Origin of the sequence: Streptomyces sclerotialus (assembly GCF_040907265.1) — a bacterium.
Classification (GTDB): domain Bacteria; phylum Actinomycetota; class Actinomycetes; order Streptomycetales; family Streptomycetaceae; genus Streptomyces; species Streptomyces sclerotialus.
The window spans coordinates 5,965,944-5,982,226 of record NZ_JBFOHP010000002.1 but is presented as its reverse complement, the minus strand read 5'-3'; the positions used below and the strand labels follow the sequence as shown (position 1 = coordinate 5,982,226).

The following is a 16,283-nucleotide window of genomic DNA, read 5'->3' as shown; positions in this document are numbered from 1 at the left end:
GGCTCGGCTCAGGGGTTGTGTTGGGCGGGGGCTTCGTGGCGGGTGTGAGAGGTTCGCGCACGCTTGTGGGGCGTTCGGGGTAGTTGCGCGTTTTGGAGCGGTTGGGGTGATTGGGTTCAGCGGGGGCGCTGGACTTGGTGTTTCTCGTGGGCGGGGGCTCCTTGTTTTTCTTCGCGGCCACGGCCTGCGGGGGGACGTGCGTAACCTGAGGCAACAGACAGGTATCGGGCAAAGACGGGCCTGCCGGGCTGTCGCCGGTGGCGTTTAGGCTTGGGTCCAAGCGACAGGGGAACCCACGGGAACGCCCGGCGTGTCAGGGGGATCCAGCGATTCGGCGTACGTGTGTCGGTGATGCGCGTGAACGGTGTCGCGTCGCGGGATTCAGAGGTGCCAGACCACAGCAGGAGGCGTAGTGAGCAGCGATCGGGACGAGATCCGCACGGGCGGCATCACCCCCGGCGAGGATCAGTCCGACGCGGATCCCGAAATGACGGGTGAGTTCACCATCGACTACACCCCGCCTGCTTGGTACACGCAGAACGCCGATTCGGGGGCGGGTTCCGGGAGCGGGGCCGGGGCGAGTGGCACGGTGCCGCCGCCTCCGCCGCCGTCGGGTGAGCCGCTGTTCCCTCCGGTGGTGACGCCGTCGATGCCTGACGCACCGAGCGCCGGTGCCGGGGCCGGGGAGCAGGCGGGGCCGGGCGGGCAGCCGACCGGTGGGGCGACCATGCATTTCTCGTCCGCCGCGCTGCGCGCCGAGAACAAGGAGCGGGCGGACGCGGAGGACAAGGCCGGTGACGCTGCCGGGGCGGCGCCGGAGGGTTCCGCGAACGGTTCCGCGCAGGGCAAGGACGAGGACGCCTCCGGGGCCCAGGGCGGTTCGGAGTCGGCGGTCGAGCAGCCTGAGCCGTTGAGTGAGGATGCCGCGCCCCTGACGCCGCCGCACGGTCAGCCGGCCGCCGGCGCGTGGTCGCCCGCCCCGCCGCAGGGGTCCGGGTCCTCGTTGCCGCCGCTGCCGCCGGAGTTCCGGCCCGCCGAGCCGCAGGGGCAGAGCACGCCCGCGGGTCCTGGCGTACCGCAGTCCAGTGCGTGGCCCCCGGCCGGTCAGGCGCCGTCGGAGGCGCCTGCACCGCTGCAGGGTGGTTACGGGTTCCCGCCGCCGGCGGGTGCCGCGTCGGGGCAGCAGGGCGCGCCCGGGGCTCAGCCCGCGCCGGGTGGCGGGACGCCCGGTGGCGGAACGCCGGGTGGCGGAACGCCCGGTGGCGGAACGCCGGGCGGTGGGGCGTCGGATGGTGGGGCGCCGGCCGTGCCGAACCAGGCCGCATCGCAGGATCAGGCCGCTCCTCAGGAACAGTCCGCTGCGCAGGATCAGGGCGCATCGCAGGGGCAGGCTGCTCCGCAGGGGGGTTACGGCTACCCGGCTCCGGTGCAGCCCGCTCCTCAGCAGGCGGCCGCGCAGGCGACGCCGCCTCAGTCGGTTCCGCAGCAGCCGGCTCCGCAGCAGCCGGCTCCCCCGCAGCCGATGCCGGGACAGGCCGCCCCCGGTCAGCCCCCCGTCGGGCAGGCTCCCGTCGGCCAGGTGCCTGGGCACGAGGGTCCGGGGCAGGCGCCCGGGCAGGCCGCGCAGGCGCCCGACCAGGCTTCCGCGCAGGCGGCATCGGGCGCTCAGCCGGGAGCGCAGGCAGCGTCCGGTGCTCAGCCGAACGCACAGACCGCACAGACCGCACCCGGCGGCGCTCAGCCGGACGCAGCGCAGCAGCCCGAGGGACAGTCCGCAGGCACCGCCGGGCAGCCCGCGAACGCCGCCGGGCAGCCGGCAGGCACCGCGGGACAGCCCGCAGGCGCCGCCGGGCAGGCCGTACCGCCCGGTGCGCCCGCCCCCTCGCCGCAGGCGGGGCAGGGGTGGCAGCCGGGCGCGGGGGCGCAGGGTGCGCCCGGTCAGGCCGCCCAGCCGGGGCAGCCCGGCCCGCAGCCGCAGCCGCAGCCCGGTCAGCCGCAGCCCGGTGCCCAGCCGAGTCCGCAGCAGGGCGGTCAGCCCGGTGCGCAGCCCGGCCCTGTGCCCGGTGCGCCCGGGCCGCAGCCCGGTTACGGATACCCGCAGCAGTCCGGGTACGGCTATCCGCAGCCGTCCGGTTACGGATACCCGCAGCAGCAGCCCGCCGGCCCGGGGCAGCCGAACCCGCAGCAGGGCCTGCCCGGTGCGCAGCCCCACGCCCAGCCCGGCCCGTACGGTCAGCCGCCGCACGGGCAGCAGCCGGGGCCGCAGGGGCACATCGGCGGACCGGGCGGCTCGCCGAACGGCGACCCCCGCGCCGGTGCCTGGTCGGCCTCCGCGCCCGGCCAGGGCCAGCCGCAGGGCCAGCCGCAGAGCGGGAACGGTCCGGCCGGTGCGCCCCTCGGGTACACCGCCGCCGTGGAGCTGTCCTCCGAGCGACTGCTCAAGGGCAAGCAGAAGGCGCGGAAGCCGGGGGCCAACCAGCCCGGCAACTCGCGCTTCAAGATCGGAGGCAAGAAGGAGGAGGCCGAGCGCCAGCGCAAGCTGGAGCTGATCCGTACGCCGGTCCTCTCCTGCTACCGCATCGCGGTGATCAGCCTCAAGGGCGGCGTGGGCAAGACCACGACGACCACCGCGCTCGGCGCGACGCTGGCGACGGAGCGGCAGGACAAGGTCATCGCGATCGACGCCAACCCGGACGCCGGTACGCTCGGGCGCCGCGTGCGGCGGGAGACCGGCGCCACCATTCGCGACCTGGTGACCGCGATCCCGTACCTCAACAACTACATGGACATCCGGCGGTTCACCTCGCAGGCGCCGTCCGGGCTGGAGATCCTCGCCAACGACGTGGACCCGGCCGTCTCGACGACGTTCAATGATGAGGACTACCGCCGCGTCATCGACATTCTGGGGCAGCAGTACCCGATCATCCTGACGGACTCCGGTACGGGCCTGCTCTACAGCGCCATGCGCGGCGTGCTGGACCTGGCGGACCAGCTCATCATCATCTCCACGCCGTCGGTGGACGGTGCGAGCAGCGCCAGTACGACGCTGGACTGGCTGTCGGCGCACGGCTACGCCGACCTCGTCTCGCGCAGCATCACGGTCATCTCCGGGGTGCGCGAGACCGGCAAGATGATCAAGGTCGAGGACATCGTGTCGCACTTCGAGACGCGCTGCCGCGGCGTGGTCGTCGTGCCGTTCGACGAGCATCTGTCGGCGGGTGCCGAGGTCGACCTCGACATGATGCGGCCGCGGACCCGCGAGGCGTACTTCAACCTCTCGGCGATGGTCGCGGAGGACTTCGCGCGGGCGCAGTCGGCGCAGGGGCTGTGGACGCAGCAGGAGCACGGCGGCCACCAGCCGCCGAACGCCGCGCCGCCGATGCCGGGCGGTTACCAGCAGGCGCCGGGACAGCCGGTCCCGGGCCAGCAGATGCCGGGTCAGCAGGTCCCCGGCCAGCCCGCCCCCGGGCAGCCCCAGCCCGGCCAGTACCCCGGACAGCCGGGACAGCCGGGACAACCGGGCCAGTACCCAGGGCAGCCCGGTCCGCAGCCGGGGTGGCAGCAGCAGCCTCCCCAGCAGTACCCGCAGCAGCAACAGCCGCAGCCCGGCGCGGAGTACGGTTACGGCTACCCGCAGCAGCCCGCGCAGCAGGGACAGCCCGGACAGCCTGCTCAGCAGGGACAGCCCGGACCGCAGCCCGGTCAGCCCGGTCCGCAGCCGGGGTGGCAGCAGCCCCCGCAGCAGCCGCAGCAGTAGTCAGTAGGAGGAGTCGCGGCGCGTCGCCCCACGGCGGCGCGCACATGACTGAACCCCCTTGCCGAGCAAGGGGGTTCAGTCATGAGAGGTGCATGTGCCGCAGGCGTCTCAGATGTACCAAGCGTCTCAGATGTCCCAGGCGTCTCAGACGTCTCGGGAAGCGGTGGGCGGGCCCTGGCTGACCACCGCGCGGGCCTGCTTCACGTCCAGGGCCATGCGCTCCAGCAGCGCGTCGAGGGTCTCGAACTTCTCCTGGCCGCGGATGTACGCGACGAAGTCCACGGCGACGTGCAGGCCGTACAGGTCGAGCCCGACGCGGTCGATGGCGTATGCCTCGACGGTGCGGATCTTGCCGTCGAACTGCGGGTTGGTGCCGACCGAGATGGCGGCGGGCATCGCCTCGCCCTCGACGTGCAGATGGCCCGCGTACACGCCGTCGGCGGGGATGGCGGTGTGCGGCAGCGTCTCGACGTTGGCGGTCGGGAAGCCCAGTTCGCGGCCGCGCTGGGCACCACGTACGACGACGCCCTCCACGCGGTGCGGGCGGCCGAGCACCTCGCTCGCGCCGGCCATGTCGCCGGCCGCGACCAGCCGACGGGTGAGCGTGGAGGAGAACGGCTCGCCGCCGCCCGCCGCGCCGCGCTCGAAGAGGTCGACGACCTCGACGTCGTAGTCGTAGGTCCGGCCGAGCTCGGCCAGCGTCTCGACGGTGCCCGCGGCCTTGTGCCCGAAGCGGAAGTTGGGGCCTTCCACGACCAGCTTCGCGTGCAACTTGTCGACCAGCACCTTCACGACGAAGTCGGCGGGCGCCAGCTTCGAGAACTCCTTGGTGAAGGGGAGGATCAGTACGGCGTCCACGCCCAGTTCGGCCATCAGCTCGGCGCGCCGGTGGTGCGGCGCGAGCAGCGGCGGGTGGGTGCCGGGCCGGACGACCTCGCTGGGGTGCGGGTCGAAGGTGACCACCACGGCCGGTACGCCCAGCTCGCGGGCGCGCGCCACGGCCTTGCCGAGGATCAGCTGATGTCCGCGGTGCACGCCGTCGTAGGAGCCGATGGTGACGACGCTGCGCCCCCAGCCCTCGGGGATGTCCTCCAAGCCACGCCAGCGCTGCACTGTGCCCGCTCCTTGCCCGAACTCTTGTCTGTTCACTACACCGATACGGCATTGCGCAGGTCTAAGACTGCCATGCCGGAGGGTGTGGTTCGCGCGAAGGGTGGGCTCACCTCGGCCGCCCGCGCGGAGAGCGGCCGATGCGCGCAGGCGGGACCGGGTGTGCGGGCCGGTCCGGACGGAGCTCAGGCCGGGTGCGGGGCGCCTTGGACGGGCGCGCGGACGGCACCGTGCGCCATGGGACGCGTCAGCCAGGCCTTGGGACTCCTCACCACGGGCGAGGGCGAGGACGGAGACGAGGAAGGCGGCGAGGGCGGAGGCGGGGGCTGGACCAGGGACGGTGACACGGGCTGGGGCACGGACTGAGGCAGGGACTGGTGCGGGAGCGTCGGGGCGGGGGGGCGGTGGGAGGTCGGCCGGGTGGCGGGGGCCGAGCATGGCGCGGGCGCTGGGGCCCACGACAGCGGCCCACTCCGCCGGCGCCGCCGCCAGCCATGTCCGTACCATCGCTGCGAACTCCGGCAGCAGACGGCCCAGCTCGACCAGGCGCCGGTCGAAGCGGGCCGCGCCCTCGGGCGTCCGTACGTGGAGCATGCCGGTGCGGTGCACGAGGTCCCGGGTCTGTGCTTCCGGGCGGCGCCCTGCCCCCTGGGCGGCAGCGCACAGCAGCGCGTCCAGCACGGTGGCGTCGGGCACAGTGGCGTCGGGCACGGGGGCCGGCCGCCCGCCGACGCGCTCGCGCTCCAGCAGCACGTCCAGCAGTTCCTGGCGGAGCGGACGGGAGGCGGTGCTGCCCGGCCCGGCCAGTACGGGCACCAGTGCGCACCGTACGGGCGCCGCGTGGCTGGTCAGCAACCGTACGGCGAGCGGCTGCAGCACGCTGCGGGCGCCGGGCCCGGCCTCCAGTCGGTGGGCCACGAAGTCCGCGACGGGGCGGGCCGCCGTCCAGGGGAAGCGGATGGCGTACTCGTCCACGAGGGCGGCGGCGCGCTGGGCGAGCGCGGGGGTCGAGACGCCGGCGAGGGTACGGAGTACGGCCTCGGCACCGTCGGTCGAGCCGTCGACCGCCCCGTCGGTCGCGCCCTCGGGGGCAGTGGTGGCGCGCGCCGGTCCGCCCGCGCCCCCCGTCGCCGAGGTGTCCGCCCCGCCCCCTGCCGTGGCCGACCGGCGCAGCCGGGTGCGGAAGGCGGCGAGCACCGGTTCCGGGTGGCTGGTGAGCGCGGCGGCGAACGCGGCGGGCGGCAGCCCGGGGTCGCCCGCCGTGAAGCGGGCCAGCGCGCGGTCCAGGTACCGGGAGCGGGTGGCCCGGTCGCCCACGAGCAGGGTGAGCGCGCGTCCGTGTACGTACGGGTCGCCCGGCCGGTCGAGGAGCGTACGGGCGGCCTGGCGCAGGAGTTCGCGGTCCGGCTCGGTGACGGCGTGGGCGGCCGCGGCCGGTGCGTACGTGGCGGCGGCCGCCCGGCGCGCCGGCCGGTCGTCGCGGGACCAGCGGTCCACGGCACGGCAGAGTGCGGCGGGCTCGTCCTCGGCGAGGGCGGTGAGGAGTTCGTCGGCGCGCGGGTGGGCGGCCGCGGCCAGCGCCTCGGTGAGGCCGTCGGTCGCGCGGCGGCGGTGGGTGTGCAGGAGGGCCTGGGCGGCCGCCGCGACGGTGGGTTCGTGCGGCGGGGTGCCGCCGGCCGCCGCCTGTACGGCGCTCCGCCCGCGCTGCAACGGCCGCTCGTCGTCGAACCAGCGGCACAGCAGCGGCTGCACCCGCCGGGGGTCGGCACGCAGCAGTGTCACCGCGAGCCCGAGGAAGCGGGGACGCCGGGCGTCGGCCTGCGGTTCCGGCTCACCGGTCGCCGCGTGAGCCGCACGTGCCTCATGGATCTCATAGATCTCATGGGCCTCATGAGTCTCATGGGCCATAGGGGTCGCATGGGCCGTATGGGCTGTAGAGGTCGCATGGGATACGGGGGCCGCATGGGCCGCGGAGGCCGGGGGCACAGCGGGAGCGGCGGCGGCCACGGGACCGGCAGACGCGGGCACCCCGGCCGCAGGTCCGGAGGAGTCCGCTCCCGGCCCTCCGGCCCCCGCTCCGCCGACTTCCGATGCGCCGATGCCCGGTTCCCCGGTCCCCGATCCCCCGGCTCCCGCTTCCCCGGGCCCCGGTCCCCCGGCGCTCGGCGTCGGCCCGGGCGGGGGGCCGTCCGCCGGGAGCAGGCGGCGGACGAGGTCGAGGCGGGTGGCCGGGTCCAGCGGCAGCCGTTCCCAGAACCAGGGGCCGAACGCGTCGAGGCCCGTACGGTCGAAGCCGCCTGCCAGCGCCGAACGGTCCGTCACCCGGGCCGCGAGGAGGTGCAGTACACGGGCGTACGGGGCGGCGTCGGGCAGCCGCAGCAGGACCTCGCCGAGCAGGTGCTCCGCCCACCAGCGGGCGTCGCCCGCGGCGGCACCGGTGTGCGTCCCCGTGACCACCGCCACCAGCCCTTCCAGCCGCCGCCCCAGCGCCTCGGGGCCGGCGCGGCGGCCGAGGAACAGCAGGGCCTCGACCACCGGGCCGATGCGGTGCCGCGGCACGACGGGCGGTGCCGGGTCCTGCGGTACCGCGCCGCCGCCGGGCGGGGCGGCGGCGGGCAGCTGCGCGGCGCCGCCCCGTACCGGCCGGTGCACGAGCGCGTCCAGCGTGTCGTCCACGTCGAGGTGCGCGCCCTGCAGCCAGTCGGCGAATTCCCCGTGCGGGAAGCGGTAACCGGCCCCCGCCGGTACCAGCAGCCCTTCGGCGAGCACGGCGGACGCCCATCCCGTACGCCACGGGAAGAGCTCGTCGAACGCGGCCCGGTCCAGTTCGCCCTGGCCGGGGCCGAGGCAGCGGCGGGCCGCGTCGTGCGCGCGCCCCGCCACCCGCGCGGCCGACCGGCGTACGTCCGGACCGCGCTCCCCCGGCGCCGGCCCGGCGAGCCGTTCGGCGACGCGCAGGCACAGCAGATCCAGGAAGGCCCCGAAGATCTCGTGGCGGCGGGGCGTGCCCAGCGCCTTCGTGTCCCCGCCGGCCGCCGCCACGGCCGTCCGCACCTCGGCCAGCAGCCGCAGGGACAGCGGGTGCCCGGCGTCGGCGGCGGTCAGCGTGCCGGGCGGCAGGCCGTACCGGGCGCGCGCCCGGGCCGCCTGGCGGGGCGGCAGGTCGCCCAGGCGCACGCAGGGCGGCAGCGCCCCGGCCGGTGCGCCGGGCGGGGACACCGCGGGGCGGTGCGGCCGGTGCAGGAAGGCGGCGGGGAAGAGGGCGCCGGCCGTCTCCCAGTACTCGGGCCGGCAGGCGACGACCAGCTGCGCCCCGGCGCCGTGCAGCCATTCCGCGGTGTCCCGGGTCCAGTCGGCGAGCCGCTGGGCGAGGCCCGGCGGCAGCTCCTCGGGGCCGTCCAGCAGGACCACCAGGGCGCGTCCGGCCGCCCGCGCGAGCCGGGCCACCTCGTCGGGCGTCACGGCCGCGGGGTCGCCGGCGGCCGGTCCCGAGGAGCTGAGCACCCGGCCCGCGGAGCGCAGTGCCCGCCCCACCGCGTCCCGCAGACCGCGGTCCGTGGCGCGCAGGTCGGCGCCGCGCAGCCGGACGGTGGGCGCGGGCGACGCGGCCCGCGCGCGGCGGACGGCGAGCGCCGCCAGTTCCGTGCTGCGCCCGGTGCCGGGCTCGCCGACCAGCGCGAGGACCCGCGCACCCGGCCCGGATCCCGGGGCGGCGGCCGTGCCGTACGCCCCGAAGGCCGTGAACTCTCCCGTCACCTCGGGCCGTTCGACCGGCTCCCGCCAGGGCCCCGGGCCGCCCGCCGTGCCCATGGCGGTCGCGGTGAGGGCCAGTACGCCCGCCAGGTTGAGGTCGGGGCCGTACGCGGGGACGGTGGCGGCGTTACGGGCCAGCAGCGCGGCGAGCGGCCCCCGTGGCGCGGCCTCGGCCGCGGCGTGCAGCGGGATCGCGTAGCCGTCCGGCGCGTTCCCGTCCGCCGCGCGCCCGCCGCGGTGCAGGGCGGTGCCGATCACGGCGAGCACCGCACCGGTCCCGGCGTCGGTCACCGGCCCGCCGGCGGCCGGCCCGCCCAGCCGCAGCGCCTCGCCGCCCGGCCCGCACACCGCCAGCTCGGCCGCCTCCGCCAGGAGATGGTGGCGGTCGGTCGCGGTGTAGGTGACGGCGGCGGCGCCCACGATGCGGGCCGGCAGCGCACCGGCGCCGTCGTGCTGCTCCTCCGCCGCGTGCCGGGGCACGTCCGCGTACAGCCGCACGTCCGTGCCCGGCCGCGGCCGGCCCGCGGCGACCGGCAGCGGCGGTACGCCGAGGCCGCCGGTCCGCACGAGCGCGAGGCCGGCCTCCGGGAGCGGGGTGACGGCGTCCGTGCCGACCGCGCAGCTCCGTCCGCCGGCGCCGTGCAGGACCAGCCGCGCCAGGCCGTCGACGACTTCGTGGCTGGTCAGCACCGTGCCGTCGGGATCGGCGAGGAAGCCCGTGCCGCGCGGCCGCCCCGCCAGGTCGCAGATGCGCACCAGCGCCTCCGCCGCGTCGGCCGCCTGCACCACCATCGCCGTACCTCCCGCCGTCGCCGGTCGCCCCGGCCACCGCGTACCGGGTCATTTCGACCGTAGGCAGCCGGTGATCGTCCTGGACAGGGCGCGCGACGAAAGCGCCCCTGTCCGCGCCCGCGGTTCGCCCCGAGCGCCCGGCCGAAGGGATGAAAGACCGACGGGCGAGGCATACGCGGCACGGGACGACCGAATGGCGGAACGACCGTACGGCGGGCCCGGAGCCCGCTCCCCCGGAAACGGCCACGTCCCGAGGGCGGGCCCTCAGGCCTGCCCACGGGACGTGCGGACGTACAGGAGAACGCGGATCGGACCGCGGGTCAGACGAAGACCGCCAGGCTCTTGGCCTTCCCGCCCCGGTTCTCCAGCAGGGCGAGGAACGTGCCGTCCGGCGAGAACGCGGCGACCGGTCCGTCCGTGTCGAAGACCGGCATCGGGATGCGCGCGCCGTTGCCGAGCAGCCTGGCCTGCTGCACGGTGACGTCCCAGCGCGGGAACGCCGCGGCCGCCGCCTCACCGATCGGCATGATCGGCAGGCCGCCGCCCTCGGGCTCGTCCACGGCCGCCTGCAGCTGCTCCAGCGTGCGGGCCTTGTCGAGCTTGTACGGGCCGACGCGGGTGCGGCGCAGCGCCGTGAGGTGCCCGCCGACGCCCAGTCCGGCACCGAGGTCGCGGGCGAGCGCGCGGATGTACGTGCCCGAGGAGCACTCCACGGAGACCAGGAGGTCCATGACGGGGGTGCCGTCGTCGGCCTCGGCCTCGTGGACGGAGTGCAGCACGAAGGAGGAGACGGTGACCGGGCGGGCCGGTATCTCCACCTCCTCCCCGCCGCGCACCCGCGCGTACGACCGCTTCCCGTCGATCTTGATCGCGCTGACCTTGGACGGCACCTGCATGATGTCGCCGCTCAGCTCGGCGATCCCGGCCGCGAGGGCGTCCCGGCCGATGTCCTTCGCGCCCTGGGACTCGGTGATCTCGCCCTCGGCGTCGTCGGTGACCGTGGTCTGGCCGAGCCGGATCGTGCCGACGTACTCCTTCTCCGTCAGCGCGAGGTGGCCGAGCAGCTTCGTGGCGCGCTCGACACCCAGGACGAGCACGCCGGTCGCCATCGGGTCCAGCGTGCCGGCGTGCCCGATCCGGCGGGTGCGGGCCATGCCGCGCATCTTCGCCACGACGTCGTGCGAGGTGAAGCCGGACGGCTTGTCGACGATGACGAGTCCGTCCGGCACGTTGACCTTCTGCTTCATTCGGCGGCGGTGTCCTCGTCGTCGTCGCCCGGCTTGCGGTACGGGTCGGCCTCACCGGCGTAGTCGGCGCCCGAGGACGCCTCCCGGACCTTGGCGTCGGAGGCCCGCGCCCTGTCCAGCAGGTCCTCGATGGTCCTGGCGTTCTCGGGGAGGGCGTCCGCCACGAACGTCAGGGTCGGCGTGAACTTGGTGCCCGCGGCACGCCCGACCTCGGAGCGCAGGATGCCCTTGGCGCTCTCCAGTCCGGCCGCGGCGCTGGCCCGGTCCTCGTCGTCGCCGTAGACCGTGTAGAAGACCGTCGCCTCCCGCAGGTCGCCGGTGACCCGGGTGTCCGTGATGGTCACGTGGGAGCCGAGCCGCGGGTCCTTGATACCGCGCTGCAGCTTCTGGGCGACCACCTCCCGGATGAGGTCCGCCAGCCTCTTCGCCCGCGCATTGTCGGCCACTGGTCGTCTCCTTCTTGTTTCTTTCCACCATGGTGCGTGCGGCGCCGACGGCCCGCACGGCCGGCCGGTCACCCGGCCGGCCGCGCGTCAGTCGTCGTGGTCGCCGTGGAACCGCCGCCGTACCGACAGCAGCTCCACTTCGGGACGCGCGGCGACCAGTCGCTCGCAGCGGTCCAGTACGTCTGTGAGGTGCCCCGCGTCACCGGAGACCGCCGCCAGGCCGATCGTGGCCCTGCGGTAGAGGTCCTGTTCGCCGACCTCCGCCACGCTGACCGCGTACTTGCGGTGCAGTTCGGCGACGATCGGGCGGACGACGGAGCGCTTCTCCTTCAGCGACCGTACGTCGCCGAGGAGGAGGTCGAAGGACAGCGTCCCTACGTACATGCAGTCCGGGTAAGCCACCCGTGGGGCCTGAGGTGTAGCGGTCACTGGCACCGTACACGCAACGGCCGGGGCCGATCGACGGAAATTCCTCCGCCGACCGGCCCCGGCCCGCCCGTCGCCCGGCCACCCTCTCCGGTGGACCGCGCTACGCGCAGACAGTTACATGTGCGATCAGCCGCGCGGCTTCTCGCGCATCTCGTACGTCGCGATGACGTCGTCGACCTTGATGTCGTTGAAGTTGCCGAGGTTGATACCGCCCTCGAAGCCTTCGCGGATCTCGGTGACGTCGTCCTTGAAGCGGCGCAGACCCTCGATGTTGAGGTTCTCCGCGATGACCTTGCCGTCGCGGACCAGGCGCGCCTTGGTGTTGCGCTTGACCTCGCCGGACCGGATGAGGACACCCGCGATGTTGCCCAGCTTGGACGACTTGAAGACCTCGCGGATCTCCGCCGTACCGAGCTCGACCTCCTCGTACTCCGGCTTCAGCATGCCCTTCAGGGCCGCCTCGATCTCCTCGATCGCCTGGTAGATGACCGAGTAGTACCGGACGTCGACGCCCTCGCGCTCGGCCATCTGCGTCGCGCGGCCTTCGGCGCGGACGTTGAAGCCGATGACGATCGCGTCGGAGCCGGACGCCAGGTTGATGTCGGACTCGGTGACCGCACCCACGCCGCGGTGCAGCACGCGGATGTCGACCTCCTCGCCCACGTCGAGCTGGAGCAGCGAGGACTCCAGGGCCTCGACCGAACCGGACGCGTCGCCCTTGATGATGAGGTTGAGCTGCTGGACCTCGCCGGCCTTGAGCACCTTGTCCAGGTCCTCGAGGGACACCCGACGGGTGCGCTTGGCGAAGGCGGCGTTGCGCTCGCGCGCCGCGCGCTTCTCGGCGATCTGACGCGCGGTGCGGTCCTCGTCGACAACCAGGAAGTTGTCGCCGGCGCCCGGCACGTTGGTCAGACCCAGCACCAGGACGGGGGTCGAGGGACCCGCTTCCTGGATGTTGTTGCCCTTGTCGTCCAGCATCGCGCGGACTCGGCCGTACGCGTCGCCGACCACCATCGTGTCGCCGACCCGCAGGGTGCCGCGCTGGACCAGCACGGTGGCCACGGCGCCGCGGCCGCGGTCGAGGTGCGCCTCGATCGCGATGCCCTGCGCGTCCTGCTCCTCGTTGGCCCGCAGGTCCAGCGAGGCGTCCGCGGTCAGGACCACGGCCTCCAGCAGGTCGTCGATGTGCAGACCCTGCTTGGCGGAGATGTCGACGAACATGGTGTCGCCGCCGTACTCCTCGGCCACCAGGCCGTACTCGGTCAGCTGACCGCGCACCTTGGTCGGGTCCGCGCCCTCGACGTCGATCTTGTTGACCGCGACGACGATCGGCACACCGGCGGCCTTGGCGTGGTTCAGCGCCTCGATCGTCTGCGGCATGACGCCGTCGTTGGCCGCGACCACGAGGATCGCGATGTCCGTCGACTTCGCACCACGGGCACGCATGGCGGTGAACGCCTCGTGACCCGGGGTGTCGATGAAGGTGATCGCGCGGTCTTCCTCGTTGACCTGGGTGGAGACCTGGTACGCACCGATGTGCTGCGTGATGCCGCCGGCCTCGCCCGCGATGACGTTCGTCTTGCGGATCGCGTCCAGCAGTCGGGTCTTACCGTGGTCGACGTGACCCATGACGGTGACCACCGGGGGCCGCGGGAGGAGCATCTCCTCGCCGCCCTCGTTCTCGCCGAACTCGATGTCGAAGGACTCGAGAAGCTCGCGGTCCTCCTCCTCCGGGCTGACGATCTCGACGACGTAGTTCATCTCTTCGCCGAGGAGCTGCAGCGTCTCGTCGGAGACGGACTGCGTCGCGGTGACCATCTCACCCAGGTTCAGCATGACCTGGACGAGCGACGCCGGGTTGGCGTTGATCTTCTCCGCGAAGTCGGTCAGCGAGGCACCGCGCGACAGGCGAACCGTCGCACCGTTGCCGCGCGGCAGCATGACGCCGCCCACCGACGGGGCCTGCATGGCCTCGTACTCCTGGCGACGCTGCCGCTTCGACTTGCGACCGCGGCGCGCGGGACCGCCGGGACGGCCGAAGGCGCCCTGCGTGCCACCACGGCCACCGGGACCGCCGGGACGGCCACCGAAGCCGGGACGGCCGCCGAAGCCGCCGGGGCCGCCGCCACCGGGACGGCCGGCGAAACCGCCGCCGCCACCCGGACGACCGCCGCCGCCACCGGGACGGCCGCCGAAGCCGCCGCCACCGCCGGGACGACCGCCGCCGCCCGGACGGCCACCGCCGCCACCGGGACCACGGCCGCCGGGGCCCGGACGCGGGCCGGCCGCCGGACGCTGCGGCATCATGCCGGGGTTCGGACGGGCGCCGCCGCCGGGACGGGGACCACCCTGGCCGGCGCCGCCGCCCTGCGGACGGGGCATGCTGCCCGGAGTCGGACGGTTACCACCCGGAGCCTGCGGACGCGGACCACCCTGGCCGGCACCCTGCGGACGCGGGCCGCCGGGGCCGCCCTGGCCGCCGGGGCGCGGCGCGCCGCCGGGACGGGGGGCCTGCGGACGGGCCATGCCCGTGGAGCCGCCGGAGGTGAAGGGGTTGTTGCCCGGACGCGGGCCCTGGGGGCGGTTGCCGCCGGGGCGCGGACCCTGCCGGTCGCCGCCGGGGCGGGGGCCCTGACGGTCGCCGCGGCCCTGGCCACGGTCCTGACCGCGGTCCTGCCGGTCCTGGCCGGGACGGGCGCCCGGACGCGGGCCGGGGGTGGCGCCGGGCTTCGGCGCGGCCGGAGCGGACGGCGGAGCCTGGAACTCGGGCTGCGCGGGCGCGGCCGGAGCGGGCTTGGGGCCGGGCTTCGGACCGGGCGTGGGGCGCGGGCCCGGCGCGGGCGCCGCGGGAGAGGGGGCGCTGCTCTTCGGCGCCTCGGGGGCGGCCGGAGCCGCGGGGCCCGGCTTGGGGGCACCCGGCTTCGGGGCAGCAGGACGGTCCCCCGCTGCACGGGAGGTGCCCCCGGTCTGCGCCGGGGAGGGCGCGGACGGCTTGGCGGGCGCGCTCTTGCGCGGCGCCTGAGGCTTGCCGGCGGCACGGCCGTTGCCGTTGCCTGCCTGGAAAGCGTCGGTCAGCTTGCGAACAACCGGCGCCTCGATCGTCGAGGACGCCGAACGGACGAATTCACCAAGTTCTTGGAGCTTGGCCATGACGACCTTGCTCTCAACGCCGAACTCCTTGGCGAGTTCGTATACCCGGACCTTAGCCACTTCGCTCCTTCTAGGTCCGGGTGTCCACCGGACCGTCGCTACTTCATGGGCGTACTCATCGCGTACTCATCGAGTGCTCATCGCAATCTCGACCTACTTCCGACTCGCGAGGTACCTGACCGCACGGTTTTCCGTGCGACGTGCTGTCTTACGGTGTCGTCTGCTCGACGTACTGGCGCAGAACCGTGGTGTCGAGCGGTCCCGGTCCTCTGAAGGCCCTGGGGAACGCCCGGCGGCGCACCGCCAGGTCGAAACAGACCAGTGTGGGGTGCACATAGGCACCCCGGCCGGGCAGCGTACCGCGAGGATCGGGGGTGCACTCACCATCGATCACCACGATGCGCAGCAAATCGCCCTTGGCCGCTCGCTCCCGGCATCCCACACAGGTTCGCTCAGGGCATGCGCGGGCATGCGTCCGGCCAGACACTGCTTAAGTCTACCTCCCCGTAGCGGCCTCACCCCTATGGGGTAAGGACCGAACGGCCGCTCATATTCCTCGTGGCTGACAATCGACGCCGGCGGCGGCCCGCCGCCGGCGTCCCCGGCTCAGCCCTGCCGGTCCGGCGCCTCGGTGTCCGGACGGATGTCGATCCGCCAGCCGGTGAGCCGGGCGGCGAGCCGGGCGTTCTGCCCTTCCTTGCCGATGGCCAGTGACAGCTGGTAGTCGGGGACGGTGACCCGCGCGGAGCGCGCGGCCAGGTCCACGACCTCGACCTTGGACACCCGGGCCGGCGACAGCGCGTTCGCGACCAGCTCGGCCGGGTCGTCCGACCAGTCCACGATGTCGATCTTCTCGCCGTTCAGCTCGGCCATGACGTTGCGGACGCGGCCGCCCATCGGACCGATGCAGGCACCCTTGGCATTCAGCCCCGACCGGGTGGAACGCACCGCGATCTTCGTGCGGTGACCGGCCTCACGGGCGATGGCGGAGATCTCCACCGAGCCGTCCGCGATCTCCGGGACCTCCAGCGCGAAGAGCTTCTTCACCAGGTTCGGGTGGGTGCGCGAGAGGGTGACCGACGGGCCGCGGACACCCTTGACGACGCGGACCACGTACGACCGCAGGCGCGTGCCGTGCGCGTACTCCTCACCGGGGACCTGCTCCTGCACCGGCAGGATGGCCTCCAGCTTGCCGATGTCGACCAGTATGTTCTTCGGGTCCTTGCCCTGCTGGACCACGCCGGTGACGACGTCACCCTCCCGCCCGGCGTACTCACCGAACGTCACTTCCTCCTCGGCGTCCCGCAGCCGCTGGAGGATGACCTGCTTCGCCGTCGTCGCCGCGATCCGGCCGAAACCCGACGGTGTGTCGTCGAACTCGCGGGGCTCAGCGCCCTCCTCGAGGTCGTCCGGGTCCTCCTTCGCCCACACGGTCACATGACCGGTGTTGCGGTCCAGCTGCACGCGCGCGTGACGGCGGCTGCCCTCCGTACGGTGGTAGGCGATGAGGAGGGCCGACTCGATGGCCTCCACCAGCAGGTCGAAGGAGATTTCCTTCTCCCGCACCAAACCCCGCAGGGCACTCATGTCGATGTCCAC

At 74.4% G+C, this 16,283-nt stretch carries 8 protein-coding genes and 2 pseudogenes; 2 read left to right on the top strand and 8 right to left on the bottom strand.

Features of this window, described 5'->3' with window-relative positions; all coding sequences use genetic code 11:
• Positions 1-364: 364 nt before the first annotated feature.
• A pseudogene (locus AAC944_RS26550) lies at positions 365-535 on the top strand (SCO5717 family growth-regulating ATPase); the annotation flags it as partial.
• A gap of 1,044 nt (positions 536-1,579) precedes the next feature.
• A complete protein-coding gene (locus AAC944_RS26545) occupies positions 1,580-3,757 on the top strand; it encodes a nucleotide-binding protein (protein WP_368397321.1) in 2,178 nt (725 codons plus the stop codon).
• 144 nt (positions 3,758-3,901) lie between these two features.
• On the opposite strand, the gene AAC944_RS26540 is transcribed toward AAC944_RS26545, so the two are convergent.
• The 8 genes and pseudogenes from AAC944_RS26540 to nusA form a co-directional block, all read right to left on the bottom strand.
• The gene (locus tag AAC944_RS26540) at positions 3,902-4,870 is read right to left on the bottom strand and encodes a bifunctional riboflavin kinase/FAD synthetase (RefSeq protein WP_030624924.1); all 969 of its coding nucleotides are present in this window, start codon (positions 4,868-4,870) and stop codon (positions 3,902-3,904) included.
• Positions 4,871-5,224: 354 nt separating this feature from the next.
• A pseudogene (locus AAC944_RS26535) lies at positions 5,225-9,412 on the bottom strand (hypothetical protein); the annotation flags it as partial.
• Between the two features lie 320 nt (positions 9,413-9,732).
• Complete coding sequence (truB, locus tag AAC944_RS26530) at positions 9,733-10,659, bottom strand: tRNA pseudouridine(55) synthase TruB (RefSeq protein WP_030624932.1); 927 nt, start codon at positions 10,657-10,659, stop codon at positions 9,733-9,735.
• On the bottom strand, positions 10,656-11,105 hold the full coding sequence (gene rbfA, locus AAC944_RS26525; protein WP_030624934.1) for a 30S ribosome-binding factor RbfA: 450 nt from the start codon (positions 11,103-11,105) through the stop codon (positions 10,656-10,658). The genes truB and rbfA overlap by 4 nt, the downstream gene beginning before the upstream one ends.
• An 87-nt stretch (positions 11,106-11,192) precedes the next feature.
• Complete coding sequence (locus AAC944_RS26520; protein ID WP_030624937.1) at positions 11,193-11,489, bottom strand: DUF503 domain-containing protein; 297 nt, start codon at positions 11,487-11,489, stop codon at positions 11,193-11,195.
• 171 nt (positions 11,490-11,660) lie between these two features.
• Positions 11,661-14,744 (bottom strand): translation initiation factor IF-2, encoded by a 3,084-nt coding sequence (gene infB, locus AAC944_RS26515; protein WP_030624940.1) that lies wholly within the window; start codon positions 14,742-14,744, stop codon positions 11,661-11,663.
• Positions 14,745-14,892: 148 nt separating this feature from the next.
• On the bottom strand, positions 14,893-15,171 hold the full coding sequence (locus AAC944_RS26510) for a YlxR family protein (protein WP_078889000.1): 279 nt from the start codon (positions 15,169-15,171) through the stop codon (positions 14,893-14,895).
• Positions 15,172-15,290: 119 nt separating this feature from the next.
• Positions 15,291-16,283 (bottom strand): transcription termination factor NusA, encoded by a 993-nt coding sequence (gene nusA / locus AAC944_RS26505; RefSeq protein WP_030624943.1) that lies wholly within the window; start codon positions 16,281-16,283, stop codon positions 15,291-15,293.

Bases quoted from the DNA above. Each gene is read 5' to 3' on its own strand.
- truB (WP_030624932.1), bottom strand. From the start codon at position 10,659: ATGAAGCAGAAGGTCAACGTGCCGGACGGACTCGTCATCGTCGACAAG.
- AAC944_RS26520 (WP_030624937.1), bottom strand. From the start codon at position 11,489: ATGTACGTAGGGACGCTGTCCTTCGACCTCCTCCTCGGCGACGTACGG.